The sequence below is a fragment of the Natrarchaeobaculum aegyptiacum genome (assembly GCF_002156705.1).
Taxonomy (GTDB): domain Archaea; phylum Halobacteriota; class Halobacteria; order Halobacteriales; family Natrialbaceae; genus Natrarchaeobaculum; species Natrarchaeobaculum aegyptiacum.
This window is the reverse complement of the sequence record NZ_CP019893.1, coordinates 851,769-867,072: the sequence shown is the minus strand read 5'-3', so window position 1 is coordinate 867,072 and position 15,304 is coordinate 851,769. Positions and strand designations below refer to the sequence as shown.

General features: G+C 66.1%; 15 protein-coding genes and 1 pseudogene. 11 read left to right on the top strand and 5 right to left on the bottom strand.

Annotated elements, in window-relative coordinates; genetic code table 11:
• Positions 1–125: 125 nt before the first annotated feature.
• Both B1756_RS20195 and B1756_RS04340 read left to right on the top strand, forming a co-directional pair.
• Positions 126–315, top strand: a pseudogene (locus B1756_RS20195) (hypothetical protein); the annotation flags it as partial.
• A gap of 135 nt (positions 316–450) precedes the next feature.
• Complete coding sequence (locus tag B1756_RS04340) at positions 451–765, top strand: hypothetical protein (protein ID WP_086887443.1); 315 nt, start codon at positions 451–453, stop codon at positions 763–765.
• 72 nt (positions 766–837) lie between these two features.
• Here B1756_RS04340 and tsaA read toward each other — a convergent pair whose 3' ends face one another.
• On the bottom strand, positions 838–1,329 hold the full coding sequence (tsaA, locus tag B1756_RS04335) for a tRNA (N6-threonylcarbamoyladenosine(37)-N6)-methyltransferase TrmO (protein WP_086887442.1): 492 nt from the start codon (positions 1,327–1,329) through the stop codon (positions 838–840).
• A 287-nt stretch (positions 1,330–1,616) separates the two neighbouring features.
• On the opposite strand from tsaA, the gene B1756_RS04330 reads away from it, so the two are divergent.
• Complete coding sequence (locus B1756_RS04330; protein ID WP_086887441.1) at positions 1,617–1,961, top strand: DUF7113 family protein; 345 nt, start codon at positions 1,617–1,619, stop codon at positions 1,959–1,961.
• Between the two features lie 19 nt (positions 1,962–1,980).
• On the opposite strand, the gene B1756_RS04325 is transcribed toward B1756_RS04330, so the two are convergent.
• Positions 1,981–3,261: a DNA double-strand break repair nuclease NurA gene (locus B1756_RS04325; protein WP_086890038.1), complete on the bottom strand. Its 1,281-nt coding sequence runs from the start codon at positions 3,259–3,261 to the stop codon at positions 1,981–1,983.
• A gap of 404 nt (positions 3,262–3,665) precedes the next feature.
• Here B1756_RS04325 and B1756_RS04320 point away from each other — a divergent pair, with 404 nt between their 5' ends.
• Both B1756_RS04320 and B1756_RS04315 read left to right on the top strand, forming a co-directional pair.
• Positions 3,666–4,445, top strand: coding sequence for a coenzyme F420-0:L-glutamate ligase (locus B1756_RS04320; protein WP_086887440.1), 780 nt, complete (start codon positions 3,666–3,668; stop codon positions 4,443–4,445).
• The gene (locus tag B1756_RS04315) at positions 4,445–5,458 is read left to right on the top strand and encodes a 5,10-methylenetetrahydromethanopterin reductase (RefSeq protein ID WP_086887439.1); all 1,014 of its coding nucleotides are present in this window, start codon (positions 4,445–4,447) and stop codon (positions 5,456–5,458) included. The genes B1756_RS04320 and B1756_RS04315 overlap by 1 nt, the downstream gene beginning before the upstream one ends.
• Positions 5,459–5,486: 28 nt before the next feature.
• Here the strand turns inward: B1756_RS04315 and B1756_RS04310 are convergent, their stop codons facing one another.
• Complete coding sequence (locus B1756_RS04310) at positions 5,487–5,681, bottom strand: DUF8024 family protein (RefSeq protein WP_086887438.1); 195 nt, start codon at positions 5,679–5,681, stop codon at positions 5,487–5,489.
• 138 nt (positions 5,682–5,819) lie between these two features.
• Here B1756_RS04310 and B1756_RS04305 point away from each other — a divergent pair, with 138 nt between their 5' ends.
• From B1756_RS04305 to yciH, 6 genes are all read left to right on the top strand, one after another.
• Complete coding sequence (locus B1756_RS04305; RefSeq protein WP_086887437.1) at positions 5,820–6,188, top strand: DUF7573 domain-containing protein; 369 nt, start codon at positions 5,820–5,822, stop codon at positions 6,186–6,188.
• A gap of 290 nt (positions 6,189–6,478) precedes the next feature.
• The gene (locus B1756_RS04300; RefSeq protein ID WP_086887436.1) at positions 6,479–6,673 is read left to right on the top strand and encodes a cold-shock protein; all 195 of its coding nucleotides are present in this window, start codon (positions 6,479–6,481) and stop codon (positions 6,671–6,673) included.
• Between the two features lie 334 nt (positions 6,674–7,007).
• On the top strand, positions 7,008–8,036 hold the full coding sequence (locus B1756_RS04295; RefSeq protein ID WP_086887435.1) for an AAA family ATPase: 1,029 nt from the start codon (positions 7,008–7,010) through the stop codon (positions 8,034–8,036).
• Between the two features lie 4 nt (positions 8,037–8,040).
• Positions 8,041–9,147 (top strand): DUF58 domain-containing protein, encoded by a 1,107-nt coding sequence (locus B1756_RS04290; protein ID WP_086887434.1) that lies wholly within the window; start codon positions 8,041–8,043, stop codon positions 9,145–9,147.
• Entirely contained in the window at positions 9,144–11,498 is a 2,355-nt protein-coding gene (locus B1756_RS04285; protein WP_228434466.1) for a transglutaminase TgpA family protein, read from the top strand. The genes B1756_RS04290 and B1756_RS04285 overlap by 4 nt, the downstream gene beginning before the upstream one ends.
• An 83-nt stretch (positions 11,499–11,581) precedes the next feature.
• On the top strand, positions 11,582–11,875 hold the full coding sequence (gene yciH, locus B1756_RS04280; protein WP_086887433.1) for a stress response translation initiation inhibitor YciH: 294 nt from the start codon (positions 11,582–11,584) through the stop codon (positions 11,873–11,875).
• Positions 11,876–12,112: 237 nt separating this feature from the next.
• Here the strand turns inward: yciH and B1756_RS04275 are convergent, their stop codons facing one another.
• Positions 12,113–13,600 carry a geranylgeranyl reductase family protein gene (locus tag B1756_RS04275; RefSeq protein ID WP_086887432.1) on the bottom strand — a complete coding sequence of 496 codons (1,488 nt, stop codon included), beginning with the start codon at positions 13,598–13,600 and terminating at the stop codon, positions 12,113–12,115.
• Positions 13,601–13,740: 140 nt separating this feature from the next.
• Positions 13,741–15,159, bottom strand: a complete 1,419-nt coding sequence (locus B1756_RS04270) for a carotenoid oxygenase family protein (protein WP_086887431.1) — start codon at positions 15,157–15,159, stop codon at positions 13,741–13,743.
• Between the last annotated feature and the right edge of the window lie 145 nt (positions 15,160–15,304).

The window sequence follows — 15,304 nt, the reverse complement described above, 5'->3', positions numbered from 1 at the left end:
GAAGCAGTTGTTGATCTCTCCAGTGGCTGTCGAAAGCTGGCTGCAGAATACAGCGGATCTGTATAGCGTCCATTTAGCTCGATTCCAACCCAGGTCAGGTGAACCAGTCGGCCAGTAGATGGATCGTTCGAATATCACTATGTGATTTTCGAACGCCTGCGGAGACTGCGCTCCCTGCGGGAACCGATTCGGTTCCTGCAAAGCGCGTTCGTGAGATTACATCTCACGGGCTGTCAGACGTAGTCTGACAACGTCGTGGAAACAGGAAGCCCCATCTGCTCACGGGCGCGAAGCGCCCGTTCGCATGATCCGTGAGACCTCCGGTCTCACGCTACCCTCGAGGAGCGAACGGCGTCAGTCGTGAGCGAGCAGGGTGGGGAGGAAGTCACAATCCCGAGTTGAGAGCGAACAGACGCAAGAATCAAAAGTTGAGAGCGAACAGACGCAAGAATGAAAGAACGACAAAAGGAACTTCTCCGGCATGAAAGCACCCGCCGGTTCCTCGGTGAGACGTTTGTCGTGATGGTGCTAATCGGCGCGTTCCTGATGGTAGTCGTTGAACCGGTTTTGCTTTCCCGGTTCCCGTCGATTTTCCCGGAAGAACCAGTCAGAACTGGGCCGCCGAGAGCGTGGGTACCGGATACTCGCATCGGGTGGTTCACAGCGAGTCTCGGTGCCTTACTGCTCGGCTCGTACATGTACTACCGCATGTATTTCACCGACCTTGGGAAGGATGCAGTGGAGGCCTTCGACAAGAATCGTTGAGCGCCCGAATTCTTTTGAGTCGGTGCGTAGCTCCTATCAGGAGTGGCGTGATCAACTCGAGGTGTGAGTTTCTCAAAGAAACCGTTCGTCAGCTTGCTTCGATCGAATCGTTGACTTCGAGGCGGTGAGCCACCCAGTATCCGCGTCAGCTGGAACGTCGAAGTCGGGAACGAATGGCTTAATATCTAGCACTGGTGTCTGATCGACGACATCGATGCCGTTGACGGTCACGTCTCCATCTGTGATGGATTCTATTTCGACGACAGAGAGGCCGATTGGGTTCGGACGCTGCGGCGCTCGCGTCGCAAAGACTCCGCGCGGTTCGTCATCGAGGAACGGTTCAACCTCCAGCGGAGCAGCATCGTCGGACGCATGAAAGTGATACAGCAAGATACAATGCGTGAATCCATCGAGGTCTTTCACTCCATCCGAATACGCTTCCTTCAGTTCCACGGTCCCCTCTACAGCGGCATCTCCAACCGGTTGAATCGGCATTCCATCTGGTGATTCGAAAGGCGTTCGGATTACCCCAATCGACTCGTAGATGACTTGATCTTCGGACACAACTGTCGTTCAGGCTTCGAGTGACAAATCAGTTCGTGAGCGATACGTGCCCTGTATTCAGCAACACGTCGCAGATTGACATTCTCCGCGCGCTGAAGCGCGAGGCTTTCGCCCCGAACGTTCCGCAAATCGCTGATGGTCGACGAACGCACCGATATCTCGAGTCGCACGTCGAGCCGTACCCACCTCCACGTACTGGTCGTCGACTACTCCGGACCGTGGGATTGTGCGACGCTGAATCACGGCAGCGGGTTTTTGGGTCTCGCCACCCTAGCTCGGCCAGAGAAATGCTCATGGTACGCGGCCGCGCCGGCGGGACGGAGCTTACCGGGACGCTGTTCGAGCGCGGCGAGGAGCCGCCCCAGTTCAGCGGCTCGCCCGACGACGACGCCCCCTACGTCTGGATCTGCGACGAGTTCTACGAGGTCGAAAGCGGCGGGAGCGTCCAGCAGATCGACGACCGCGAGGTAAACATCGCCTTCGAGTCGCCGATGCCTCGCGGGTTCGAAACTCGAGATCAGGCGGTCGACGCCGCGAAAGAACACGTCCGGACCCAGTTTGCACGCATCGGAATCGACGAACCGGACGTCGAGATCGAACTGCTCGAGGACGCCGAACTCGAGTCGCGGTGAAGCCAGCTCATGTATCCTTCTACAGCGACTGGTCCCAGCGGTGATCGTCGTAGGTTCGGCGCTGACTCGAGTCGAACTCCGTCTCGAGTCGGTTCCGCAGTGACCGTTTCTCCGACCGGCTGATTCGCGCCAGTTCGTCTGCCTTTTCGACGATCGTCGGTGGGCCGTGGGCGACGGCGACCTCCTGAACGACGGCCATCGCGAGGCGCTCGCGGAGGTCGCGATCGCGCGTGAACGCGTAGGGGGCCTCGACGCGGTAGAGCAGGTCGTCCCGCGGGTCGTAGAGCACGAAGAACGTCACTTCGTAGTCCTCGAGCGGCCGCCGACGGTCGACCCCGAGGGCGTCGCCGTCGCCAGATAGCGGTCGATCGACGCCACCGCGGGAGTGGAACCAGTTCGTGTAGGTCAGCGCCTCGGTGTTTCGCTCCCACCGGGTCCCCTCGACGTCGTCGACGAACTCTCCGCGCTCGAGCAGGCGGGTAAACAGCGCGGCGTCGTCGCTCCAGGGGGCGCTGACATCGATCTCCGGGTTTTCCTTCAGCGTCCGAGTGATCAGCCGCGTCGCCGGATTCTTCACGAAGCCCACGAGCGGCACGCCCCGATCGGCGAAGTCCTCGACCAGTCGGACGTAGTTCTCGAGGACCGTCGTCGGCCGCGGGTCCTCGAGCAGGAAGTCCCGGAGGTCCTCGTGCTGGTCGGCCCACCGAAGCAGGCCGCGGGGGTACAGCGGCCCGTCGAGGATCAGCAGGTCTCGAACCTGGGCTGCGTGCTCGAGGGCGTGTTCGCTCTCGGCGAGGTAGAGTGCGAGCGCGTGGACGACGCCCTCGGCGAACCGGTCGACGTCGCCGACGGCGAACGCCCGGCGCTTGCTCTTTCCCTCGTCGAACGTCTCCCAGTCGTCGTTGTGGACGTGGGCCGTCTCGTCGTTCGAGTGGACCGTCATCACGGCCGTCCGCGAGCGATGTAGCTCGAGGTCACTCGGCGTGGCGCTCATCGCGGCGTGGGCGACGTCGAGTACGAGTCCGTTGCGGAACGTCGTCGGGTTGATCGTTCCCGCGTCGAGGCCGTTGACGGTCGGAAACGGCGGCTCCTGGAGGGCGGCGTCCTCGCAGTCGACCAGCATCCGGGACCGGTCGGCGACCGGCTCGAGGATCGGTCGGCCGTCGCCGTCCCGCAGGGGCTCGAGGAACTGCGCCCAGACCGTCTCGGCGAACTCCCGCCGGTCTCGCTCGTCGGCCCCGTGGTCGATCCGGCGAGCCAGCCCCGCGATGCCGTCGAAGTGGACGGGGTCCAGAGTCATGGCAGAGCGCTCCCAGCCCACCCGCAAAAAGCCAGTGGTCCTCGTCCTTTTTGTCGTCTGATCATGTGACGCCCGGTGGTGATCTGGTTTGCACACCACGAAAGCCCCTGGCGTGCTCGCTGCCTGCACCTCGCTGCGCGCCTCGCTTCGCTTCGGTGCGTGCGTCGTTTCGCTCAGCGAGCACGCCAGCCCCTTTCATTCCCACCCGTGTCGGCTGATCGGCCAAGCTACGCGGCTGCTCGAGCGGGGCAGGGGCTTTCGTGGTGGTTGTAGCTCGGCCGACGTCGAACTCGAGTCCGAACGCCAGTCTATGTGAAACGAAACCGGTCGCTCGACGTCGGCCAGACCCCGACTTCATTATCCGGTGACGGAGTCCTTTTCAGGTCGCCAGCCTACCCTCGAGTATGCAACTCGAGCCAGTGACGGATCTGCCCGAGATCCGTCCCGGTGACGATCTCGCCGCGCTCGTCGCGGATCGGGCCACCCTCGAGCCGGGGGACGTGCTCACGGTCGCGAGCACGGTCGTCTCGAAGGCGGAGGGGCGGACGGCGAACCTCGCAGAGTACCCCGTCAGCGGTCGCGCGCGAGAACTCGCCGACCGGATCGGTGCGGTCACGGGCGAGGAGAAAGATCCGCGATTCGCGCAGGCGGTTCTCGAGGAGAGTACCGAACTGTTGATCGAGTGTCCGTTCATGCTCACCGAGACACACTTCGGCCACATCTGCGTCAACGCGGGGATCGACCGGTCGAACGTGCCAGGCCACGACCTGCTGTTGCTCCCGCGGCGGCCGACCGAGAGCGCCGAGCGGATTCGTGCGGGCCTCGAAGAGCACGGGCTCGAGGACGTCGCGGTGATCGTCACCGACACGTGTGGGAGACCGTTTCGCCACGGCCAGCGCGGGGTCGCGATCGGCTGGGCGGGAATCGCCGCGAGCCGGGACTGGCGAGGCGAGCCCGACCGGGACGGCCGCGAACTGGGCGTGACAGTCCAGTCGGTGGTCGACGAACTCGCCGCCGCGGCCAATCTCGTGACCGGCGAGGGGGCCGACGGCGTTCCCGCCGTGGCCATCCGCGACTGGGAGTTCGGCGACCTGCCGGAGAGCGACGAACTGTTCCGACCTGTCGAGGACGACCTGATCAGGCAGGCGCTTCGCCAGTGGGCGTTCGAGGGGGGTGAGCACTGATGAGCGACGACTCCGCAAGCGATGGGCCGACGTGGGGGATCGAACTCACACCCGAACACCACCCCGACCGGGTCGCCGACCTCGCGGCTCGAGCCGAGGACGTCGGCTTCGACGTCGCCTTCGCGAGTAGCCACTATTTCAACCGCGACCCGTTCGTCGCGCTCTCGCGGATGGCCGCCGAGACCGACTCGATCCGGCTGGGGCCGGGCGTGGTCAACCCATACGAGAGCCACCCGGTGAAACTCGCCGCCCAGGCGGCGACCATCGACGAGGTCAGCGACGGCCGTGGCGTCTTCGGCGTCGGTGCCGGCGATCGTTCCTCGCTCGCAAACCTCGGGATCGACCACGACAAGCCGCTCCGGCGCGTCCTCGAGACGTTCAAACTCGCACAGGATCTCTGGGACGGCGAGACCGTCACTCACGACGGGACGTTCACCGCAAAAGACGCCTCGCTCAACCTCGAGCCCGACGGCGAGATTCCGGTCTACGTCGGCGCACAGGGTCCGCATATGCTCCGGATGAGTGCCAAGCACGCCGACGGCACGCTGATCAACGCGGCCCATCCGCGGGACCTCGAGTGGGCTGCCGGCCAGCTCGAGCAGGGACTCGCGGACCGGCCCGATTCATACGGGCCGTTCGAGGCGCTCGCGTTCGCCAGCGTCAGCGTGGCCGCCGACGAGGACGAAGCCCGCGAGGCGGCCCGCCCACCGGTCGCGTTCATCGTCGGCGGCGCGGCCGAGCCGGTCCTCGAGCGTCACGATATCGACCGGGAAGCGGCCTCGGCGGTGAGCGAGGCCCTAGAGCGTGGTGACCTGACCGACGCCTTCGGCCACGTCACGCCCGCAATGATCGACGCGTTCTGCATCGCCGGAACGACCGAGACGGTCGCCGAGCGGTTCGAGGCGGCCCTCGAGCACGTCGACGGCATCGTCGTCGGCTCGCCGCTGGGACCGGACCTCGAGGACGCCATCGAACGGGCGAGCGAAGCGCTCGAGCTGGCTGACTCTGCGTGAGAACGGCTGGGCCTGAAACGGGTCTGTCTCAGTTCGAGGTAAAGAGGCTCCCGACTGCACCGAGGGTGAGGCCGCCGAAGACGGCGACGCTGAAGATAACGAGAATCGTCCCGACGAGGACCAGCAGGGGTGCGGCTCCGTCACCGGCCGCCACGTTGCCGAAGTGTTCGTTCATCTCGACGATGTTGTCCACCAGGACGTTCAGTGCGATAGCGCTCTCCATGGTCGGGCGTTGACGGTGGTGGTACTTGGCGGTGCCGGTCTGTCGGGCGCGGGCGCGCAGAACCCGGGGGAGAACACCGCCCGAGCGACCGCACGCGAGCCGACAGGATCTATACGGTCGCGACGTCTACCCTCGAGCGTGACTGAGGATACGACGCTCACCGATTTCGCGTCGTCTGAATCGAACGGTGAAGGCAGTGAGGGCGGTGGCGACGATCGAGACAGTGGCGACGACCGGGCGAAAGTCGGAACTCCCGACGACCGGTTCGATTCTGCGAGTGACCTCGAGAACGGAGGGGCAGACGATGCGTTCTCAGAAGAGAGGGTGAACGAGGTGGCAGGCGACGAGTCACCATCCGAACCGGCCCACAGAGACGCTGGTGCTGGTGACACACCGACCACGACGTTCGCTCGCGGCGACTACGAGTGTGCCACCTGTGGTCAGCCGACCGAACGTGTCTGGCACGACGACGGCGAGTACGTCTGCCCATCGTGTAAACAGTGGTGAACCGCCTTGGGGGCAAGTGGTTCGAGACGCCGGAGGCGTCTCGTCGTCACGGAAGACGAAGTCTTCCGTACGACCCCGGGGCACTCGGCCTGCTTTTTCGGTAGAGAGGGCGACGACGGTGTCGTAGCTGTGGTGACGAATCTGACACGGTCCTCGAGTTCGTCCGCCACAATTCCGTCGCCACTGGCACCGCTCCGACCCACCGAATCGGCCGATCGCTGTACGTACGTCCGGTGCAGGAGTCCGCCTCCCGAACATTTATATCTTTAACGTGGTTCTGTTAGCGTGCAATGGCGAAAGGTACGGTCGCGTTCTTCAACGACACTGGCGGCTACGGTTTCATCGAGACTGACGACGCGGACGAGGACGTCTTCTTCCACATGGAAGACGTCGGTGGTCCGGACCTAGAAGAGGGTCAGGAGGTCGAATTCGACATCGAGCAGGCCGACAAGGGCCCGCGCGCGACGAATCTCGAGCGACTGTAAGTCGATTCAGAAGGGGTATCGTTTTCCGATTGTCAGCCGCGTAGCGACGCGGCTGGGACGTCGAATTTCCCCGGCTGCCTGACGCCAGTGTCCCGACGACTGCTTGCGATTCCACGTCCGAGCGCACGCTGGGCCGTTGCCGGGTGGCAAACACACTTCCGTCCCGGCGTGGGAAGACTCCCGACGCTCGCACGCGCGTCTTGCAGGATCTGACGACGCTGATCGCACCTGACACAACACCTATGTTTCGCGACCGACCATTCGGACGTATGAGCCGCCTTCGTGGGACCGCATTCGATCGATCAGTCGAACCACCATCCGCTCCCGGGCAGCGATGAGTGACCTCGATCCGTCCTCCTCGACCGATCTGGCTGACGATCGGCGAGGGCGAGACGACCCCGCTACCCTCCCGATCGATACCGTCGCCGATGTCGGCGAGGCGATCCAGCAGAACGTCTCGCGTGTAATCGTCGGCAACGAGTCGGTCGTCGACCACGTGGTCGCGACCCTCCTCGGTGGGGGGCACGTCCTGCTCGAGGACGTTCCCGGCGTCGGGAAGACCATGCTCGCCCGCTCGATCGCCCGCTCGGTCGACTGTACGTTCAGCCGAATCCAGTTTACGCCCGACCTGTTGCCGACCGACGTCACCGGCGTCAACGTTTTCGACGACCGCAGCCGCGAGTTCGAGTTCCAGCCCGGCCCCGTCTTCGGGAACGTCGTCCTCGGCGACGAGATCAATCGTGCACCCCCCAAGACGCAGGCCGCGCTGCTCGAGGCGATGGAGGAAGCACAGGTGACCGTCGACGGCGAGACCCGCGACCTCCCCGATCCCTTCGTCGTGATCGCCACCCAGAACGCGGTCGAACCGACACGCAACTACGAACTCCCGCTGGCCGAACTCGACCGCTTCGCGAAGAAACTCCACCTCGGCTATCCCGATCCCGACGACGAGGTCGACCTCCTCGGACGGACCGTCGGCGATCACCCGATCGAGTCGCTCGAGCCGGTCGTCGACAGGGAGACGCTCGTCCGCGCGCGGGAAGCAGTCGGGACCGTCACCGCGTCCGAGCCCGTTCGTTCGTACGCGACCCGGCTGGCCGGCTACACCCGCGAGCACGCCCGCATCGGTGTCAGCCCACGCGGGACGATCGCGCTGCTCCGGCTCGCGCAGGCGCGGGCCGCCCTCGAAGGCCGCGACTACGTCGTCCCCGACGACCTCCAGGTCGAGGTACCGGTGGTCTTCCCCCACCGGATCCGAACGACCGACCGCGAGCGCGACGCCGAGGAGATCGTCTCCGAGGCGCTCGAGCAAGTGCCGGTGGACGATCCGACCGAGGCAGACGACGACCGGTCACGGCGGTGATCCGATGCGACCGACGCTGCGAGGACTGACGGCACTCGTCATCGTCGTGCTCGCGTTCGCGGCCAGCCTGCACGCTGGCCCGCGATCGTTGAACGCCATCGTCGCCCCGCTCGTCGTCGTCCTCGTCGCCGCCGTGGCCATCGTCGGCCTGCGCTCGCGGCCGGCCGTCGATCGCGCCCCGGTCGAACCGGGGTTTCCCGGCGACCGCCGAACCGTCTCGCTCACCCTCGAGAGCGACGGCGCTACGGGGGCGACGATTCGTGACCGGATCGGCGACGGGCTCGAGCTCGTCGACGGTTCGGACCCGGTCTTCGAGACGACGCTCGAGGCGGGCCGCCGGCTCACGTACGAGGTCGACCTCACAGCGCGGGGCGTCCACGAACTCGGACCGCTGTCGGTCGTCGTCACCGACGTCTTCGGGCTCGTGACCCGCCGATTCGACCGCGAGGAGACGATGACGGTCCTCGTCTATCCGCGGGTCGCCTCGCTCGGTTCCGGGGTCAGACGTGACCTGCGAACCTCGCTCGCTCGTGTCGCTGGTAGCGGTGCCGGTCACGAGGACGGCCGCGAGGAATTCGACCACGTCCGGGCGTACCAGCGTGGCGACCCGCTGGGTGACGTCCACTGGAAAGCCAGTGCCAAGCGTCCCGGTGGCGACCTGCTCGTCTCCGAGCGCACGTCGACCGACTCGACCGGGGCGGTCACGGTCGCCCTCGAGGGCGTGACCGACGACGAGACCCGTGCCGGGACGGCCGAGACGATCGACGATTTCGCCAGTGTCGCCGCGGCGGTCGTCGACGAGTGTCTGGAGTCCGGCGTCCGGGTCGGTCTCGTCGCGGGCGGGGACCGACTGGAGCCGGGAGCTGGCCCCGAGCACTACCGCGACCTGCTCGCGGTCCTCGCGCGCTGGGAGGGTGAGCCGCTCGAGGGTGGCGCTGGCAGCGATTCCGAGGTCGTGATCCGCGCCACCGACTCCGGACCGGTCGTGGCCGTCGGCGGGTCCGAGGTGCTGGTCGATCCGACCGGCCAGAGCGACGAACCGGATACGGGGGCAATCGAGGGCGCTCGAGTTGGCGATTCAGGGCCGTCCGAATCGGGGGTGAGTCCGTGACGGCGACGAACGCGGAGCCGACGGATCGAGACACTGCGGGCGGAATGGGGAGGATCAGGTCGTTACGATCGGACTCGGAGACTGCGACGTTCCGGCTGCTGGCGCTCGGGAGCGTCCTCGTGCTCGTGGCCGCCTACGTGAGCGTCCTCCGGGAGGTGACCCGGGTCGTCGGCGGGACCCAGACCCTGCTCGCCGTCGTCGGCGTCTCGATCCTCGTTGCGACGATCCTCGCGCGAGCGATTCGGCCGCGAAGTGCAGCGGTTCTCGCACTCCTCGCGGGTGCAGGTGGGTTCGCCTACTACCTCGAGGCCGCGGGCGTGCGACTCGACGTCCTCGGGGCGACCGCCGACGACCTGGTCGCCGACGCGATCACGCTCGCGGCCGGCCAGCCCCTGTTGCAGATGGTCGCCGCAGACGTCTGGACCGTCGCGTTCGCCCCCGCACCCGCGTTCCTCTCGTGGTACCTCGTGCTCCGCGGCCGGTACGCGGCGAGCGTGCTCCCCGCTGGATTCGCCCTCGGCTTCCTCGTCCTGACCGGCGATGCCGGGACGACCGTCACGCTCCTGGGGAGCCTCGCTGCGATCGCCGCGGTCGGCTTCGGCGAACTCGAGCGCCGCAACGGCTCGCTCGGGCAGGTCGACCTCCTCGCAGTCCTGTTGGCCGTCGTGCTCGTCCTCTCGTTGACCGTCTCGTTCGTTCCGAGCGGGCCGACGACCGCGTCGACCCCCGGAACCGGCGAGGCTGGGACGCTCGAGGGGACGATCGACGCCTCACCGGAGCGCTCCGGAATCGCCGGCTCGGTCGACCTCTCCCCGGAGGTCCGGTTCACCGTCGAGAGCGAGCAGCCGACCTACTGGCGCACCGGCGTCTACGACCGGTACACGGGCAGCGAGTGGCTCCGTTCTGGGCAGGAATCGCCACTCGAGGACACCCTTCGGCCCCCACCTGGCGAGTACGACCTGGTCGAACAGCAGGTTCGCGCGGAGACGGAACTCGGCGTCACACCGGTCGCGGCCGAGCCGATCGACCTCCGGGGGTCGGCCGTCGAGGACGCGACGGTTACCAGTCACGGCCAGGTTCACCCCGGCTCGGCGCTCGCCGAGGGCGAGACCTACACGGTCCAGAGCGCCGTCGTCGATCCCGATCCGGGTGAGCTCCGGCGGGCAGGAACGGACTATCCGGACGAGGTCGAGGACTACTACCTCCAGCGTCCCGAGACCACCTCGAGCGCCTTCGACGAGCGGACAGCCGAGATCGCGGCGGAAGCGGAGACGCCCTTCGAAACGGCCGTCGCGATCGAACACTACCTCCGGAACTCGAAGGAGTACTCCCTCGAGGTCGACCGGCCGACCGGTGACGTCGCCGAGACCTTCCTGCTCGAGATGGACGCGGGCTACTGTGTCTACTACGCGACGACGATGGTTCAGATGCTCCGTGCGGAGGACGTCCCCGCGCGGTACGCGACCGGCTACACGGCCGGTGAGCAGGTCGACGAGGACACCTACGAGGTTCGCGGTCTCGACGCCCACGCCTGGGTCGAGGTGTACTTCCCGGGCCACGGCTGGGTGCCGTTCGAGCCGACGCCGCCGGCAGATCGCGAGGTCACCCACGAGGCTCACGCCGACGTCGGTACCGACTCGTCGCTGGCGGACGATCCCGACGGAACCGACTCGCCGGCAGACGACGATGGCGGCGAGTCCGAGGACGACCCCGGTGTGACTGACGACGACCGCGTCGATCCCGCCGACCGCGAGGACGACGACGCACCCTCACCGGAGGACGAACAGGACTCCGTCGAGGACGACGATGGGATGGAACCGGCTGACGAGGGAGATAGCGGAGACGACGGTGAGGAGAGCGGCCCGATCGTCGTCCCGACCTCGTGGGAGACGGTCGCCCTCCTCGCGGTCGCGCTCGTCGGTCTCGCTGCGTTCGCCCGCCACACGGACGGCGTTCATCGCTTCCGTCGAGGAATCGGCCGATACTGGCACGGCCCCCGTGGCGATCCCGATCGGGACGCCGAACGGGCGTTCCGCCGACTCGAGTGGCTGCTCGCGGACGCCTACCGCCCGCGACGGCCGGGTGAATCGCCGCGGGCGTATCTGCGGGCGCTCGAGGCAGCCGCGGCGACCGAGGAGACGGTGGGCGTAGCGTCGGAACCCCGAAGCACGAACGGGGCGGGCGACAACCTCGTGATCGACCCTCGCGTCCGTACGGTGTTCGCGTGTCGCGAGCGAGCGGTCTACGGCGAAGGTGTCGATCGAGCGTCCGCTGACGCCGCAATCCGTGCCGTCGACGACCTGGCGCGCGAGCGCAGTCGCCTGCCGTTCCCCGGTCGAGGACAATCCTGATGGTCGACACGTCAAAAAGAACCGCACGAGGGCGTCTGGGTCCCGATAGTGTTTAATATGGTCCTTTCGTAGCACAGCACGTAATGTCGGAAGTCTGCTCGACGTGCGGGCTGCCCGAGGAACTCTGCGTCTGCGAAGACGTGGCCAAGGGGCAACAGCAACTCAACATCCGCATTGACGAGCGCAGATACGGTAAGGAGGTAACGATCATCGAAGGATTCGATCCGAAGGACGTCGACCTGGACAGTCTGTCGTCGGATCTCAAGTCCAAGTTCGCCTGTGGCGGTACCGTCGAAGACAGCCACATCGAACTGCAGGGTAACCACCGCGGCCGCGTCGAAGACTTCCTTCGGGATCGCGGCTTCAACGTCGCCTAATGCCCGCGATGATCTGACTCAGTCGGGCGGACCCCGAACCGTTTTCCGATCGTAACGCTCTCGAGAGCCGCTGGCTTCGGTGGCGATTCCAGCCACCCACCGACAGCACTCTTCGGCCGTTCCGACAGTCGCCCCGGTTTCGATGGCGGCACTCGCAGCGGCTCTTCACTCCAGCCACACGCAGAACGTTCGCCCCGCCAGTGTCTCACGACGCGCTCGAGCCGCTTCGACCACCGATCAGTACTTGTACTCGCTGGGTGACAGCTCGAGCGCGTCGTAAAACCCCTGGTCGATTCGGTCGCGGTCGGCACGCCATCGGTCGAACGTCGATGGGTCCGCCGGATAGGCCTCGTACTGCTTCTGGTACGTCCCGACGTAGTCACGCGTCTTCCTGACCGTGAGGACGGCGTCTGACAGGGCTCCCAGACTCACCCCGAGCGCGTCGAAGGTGTCTCTGCGATACTCGGCGACGAAGTTTTTGAGTATCCCGGTGCCGACGAGTAGCTTCGCAGAGAGGCTCTCGACTTCCGTCGAGGTGCCGACGATTTCGCGGAGTTCCGTCTCGGGAAGCAACGCGGTGAGCGCCCGGAGGACGTTCACCTCGAGCGCGCTCGCGGCGACGTTGTAGGCGTCCCAGGAGGCGAGTTTCGCGGCTTCGCCGTGGTCGCGGTACAGCCAGCGGTTGTGTTCCCAGAGTCCGGCCTCGGAGACGTCGCCGTCTTCGATCGCTTCGATGGCGGCGCGACCGGCGGAGTAGCCGGAGTATGCGGCCCCCCGGATGCCCTTTCCCGTGATCGGATGGGTCGTTCCGGCCGCGCCGCCCGTCGCGAGGTACCCGGGCGCGACCATCGAATCGAGCGGTCGGCGGAGTGCGATCGCAGACCCGAGTTTGTTCGCGGTGCCGAATCGCTCGGCGACGGTCGCACCCCCGTACTCGGGTCTGCTCTCGACGTCGCGGCGCAAGCGGTCGACCAGTGGGATCGGCGGTTTGTTCATCTGGAACCCCAGCCCGACGTTGATCTGCGTCGGTGTCCGTGGGAAGTACCAGATGTACCCGAGTTCCTCGAGCGGTTTCCCGACGATGGCGTTCTGGTACTCGACCGGCTCGTCGGTCTCGATGATCTCGCGATAGGCCGACCCGAAGTGGGTGTAGTGGGGGACCTCGAACGTTGGATCACTGGGTGTTTCGAGCGTCTCGAACTCGATCATGTCCTGCAGGATCGACTGTGCGCCTGCAGCGTCGATCACTACCGAGCCCTCGTAGGAAACCGGATCGCCGTCACGAACGGCTTTCACGCCGGTGACGCGCCCGTTCTGGGTTACCTCGTTGACCACGGTGTCGTAGTGCTGGGTCACCCCGTGCTCGGCGGCCTGCTCGAGCAGTCGCTGGCCGAACTCGTAGCGGTCGACGACGTTGCTGCCCGTCTCGTAGGGCAGGATTTTCCGAACGCCGAGTTGCTCGTCCCGGTACTCGATCTGGTCGATGTTGTTGTCGACCAGGACCGATTCGTCGTCGGCGATCGCGTCCATGTCGATCGGACCGGGATACTTCTGTGGGTCTCGCGGACTCTTGATCGCGTCGCCACAGGCGATGAATCCGCCCTGTTCGCGGGGCTTGCGCTCTAGCTGGACGACATCGAGGCCCGCCGTCGCCGCTGTTGCCGCCGCAAAACACCCGGATATTCCGCCCCCGACAACGATCACGTCGTGGTGGTTGCGCTCCATTACGTCCGCTCCGACAGTTTGGATGTAGGGAGCGTAACTCTTGCTCTTGTGGCGAGGTCTTCGTGGCGTCTCGAGCAGTCGCCTTTCTATTGAAATACCGATATATTCTCGAGAGCTAGCCTCCCCACCAACGAGAGAGGTCAGGCGTCGGGGAAGTACCGGCCGTGGAACCCGAAGGGGACGGCGTGAGGCAGCGGGGCTCGCGCTCGCTCGGCGAGTGTCTCTGCGTCGAACACGAGCAGCAGCGATCGCTCCCGTCGGGTATCGAGCGCTGGTGCGATCACGACGCCGTCGTCTTCGGCCGCCGCGTCTGGACGGGCGACCATCCGTGGTTCCTCGACGTAGACGCCGCGTTCCCACCACTCCGTTGCCTGGCCGCTCTCGACGTCGAGTTTGACCAGTCCGTTCGCCCCCTGCCGGTCGGTCGCCTGTGCGTAGGCATACCGGTACCGGCGACCCCCGAATCGTTCCGGAACTGTCGGTAACTCCAGTCCACCGTCGTACCGCTGTGAGCGCCGGACCCGTCCGTCGCCCGGACGGAGTCGGTATCTTCGAAACCGGCCGTCCGGAGCCGCCTCGAAGCCGTCGGCCGCGAGCGCCTCGAGGGAGAGTGCCCGGACGATCGCGTCGTCTTCGAAGGCGACGAGATCGACCACCACCTCGTCGTCGTCCTGAAAGGCGTTGACGTGGTGAAAGGAGAAAAACGGTGCCGTCTCGAACGTCCTGACCACGGCCCCGGTGTCGCGGTCGACGACGACGAATCGGCTGCCGGCGTCCTCGTCGTACTCGAGGAGGTCGAGAAATCCTTCCGTCCACGGCGCGAGTACCTTGACGATCGAGATCCGGAGTGGCGTTTCGACGATGACGACGTGTGAGTCTGTGATCGAACAGTCGTGAACGTAGCCCGGCCCGGCAGCCGGGACGGTCGCGATTGGGGTTCGGCTGCCACGGTCGTGGGAGATTCGATAGAGGTGGTAGGTCGGATCGAGTCCGAACTCGGTACAGAAGCCGATCGTCTCCTCGCGAGTCGGATCGACCCGGAGGTGTGCCGTCGCCAGGTGCTCGGGGATGTCGTCACGCCAGCGAAACTCGCCGCGCGTCTCGAGGGTCACCGGGTCGAACGCGATTCGTCGGGGTGCCTCGGTGAGCGCGACGAAGTGATCGCCGATCCGGGCGACGTGGACGTTGGCGTTGTCGGTCGGTTCGGGCGGCCCGAGCGACCGGAGCCACCCGAGGGTTCCGCGGAGGGAGTTGCCACCGGTCGCGAACTCCGCCGCACCGTCGCCGGCGTCGGCTGCCGCACGGGCATCGCTCCGCAGGAACCGGTTCGTGTAGGTGACGGTGCCGTCGTCGAACCCATACCGACGGAGCATCGCCAGTCCGTCGAACCAGTGGGCCGCACGTTCACCGCCGAACTCGAACCGGCCCGGTCCGTTCCGGATCAGCGCGCCGGAGAGCCACGTCGGAACGGTCCCCTCGACCGGGAGCCGTCGGCCGGCGTACTCGCGGTCGACCGAGCGAAAGCCGAGTTCGTATGCGCGACTGGGCGGTGGCGACATACGGATAGGTCGGTCGGAGCGACAATTAATTTACAGTGCCGACTCGAGGGGGCGCCGGTCGCCCAGACCCCGTCGTGGCGCGACGTCGAGTCCTGCGGGGGGTCACGGTCGCGCGCCTCTCGAGGCCCGTCGACTCCGGTCAGTG

Coding starts and splice junctions, on each gene's coding strand:
- B1756_RS04340 (WP_086887443.1), top strand. CDS start 451: ATGAAAGAACGACAAAAGGAACTTCTCCGGCATGAAAGCACCCGCCGG.
- B1756_RS04330 (WP_086887441.1), top strand. CDS start 1,617: ATGCTCATGGTACGCGGCCGCGCCGGCGGGACGGAGCTTACCGGGACG.
- B1756_RS04325 (WP_086890038.1), bottom strand. CDS start 3,261: ATGACTCTGGACCCCGTCCACTTCGACGGCATCGCGGGGCTGGCTCGC.
- B1756_RS04320 (WP_086887440.1), top strand. CDS start 3,666: ATGCAACTCGAGCCAGTGACGGATCTGCCCGAGATCCGTCCCGGTGAC.
- B1756_RS04315 (WP_086887439.1), top strand. CDS start 4,445: ATGAGCGACGACTCCGCAAGCGATGGGCCGACGTGGGGGATCGAACTC.
- B1756_RS04310 (WP_086887438.1), bottom strand. CDS start 5,681: ATGGAGAGCGCTATCGCACTGAACGTCCTGGTGGACAACATCGTCGAG.
- B1756_RS04300 (WP_086887436.1), top strand. CDS start 6,479: ATGGCGAAAGGTACGGTCGCGTTCTTCAACGACACTGGCGGCTACGGT.
- B1756_RS04295 (WP_086887435.1), top strand. CDS start 7,008: ATGAGTGACCTCGATCCGTCCTCCTCGACCGATCTGGCTGACGATCGG.
- B1756_RS04290 (WP_086887434.1), top strand. CDS start 8,041: ATGCGACCGACGCTGCGAGGACTGACGGCACTCGTCATCGTCGTGCTC.
- yciH (WP_086887433.1), top strand. CDS start 11,582: ATGTCGGAAGTCTGCTCGACGTGCGGGCTGCCCGAGGAACTCTGCGTC.
- B1756_RS04275 (WP_086887432.1), bottom strand. CDS start 13,600: ATGGAGCGCAACCACCACGACGTGATCGTTGTCGGGGGCGGAATATCC.
- B1756_RS04270 (WP_086887431.1), bottom strand. CDS start 15,159: ATGTCGCCACCGCCCAGTCGCGCATACGAACTCGGCTTTCGCTCGGTC.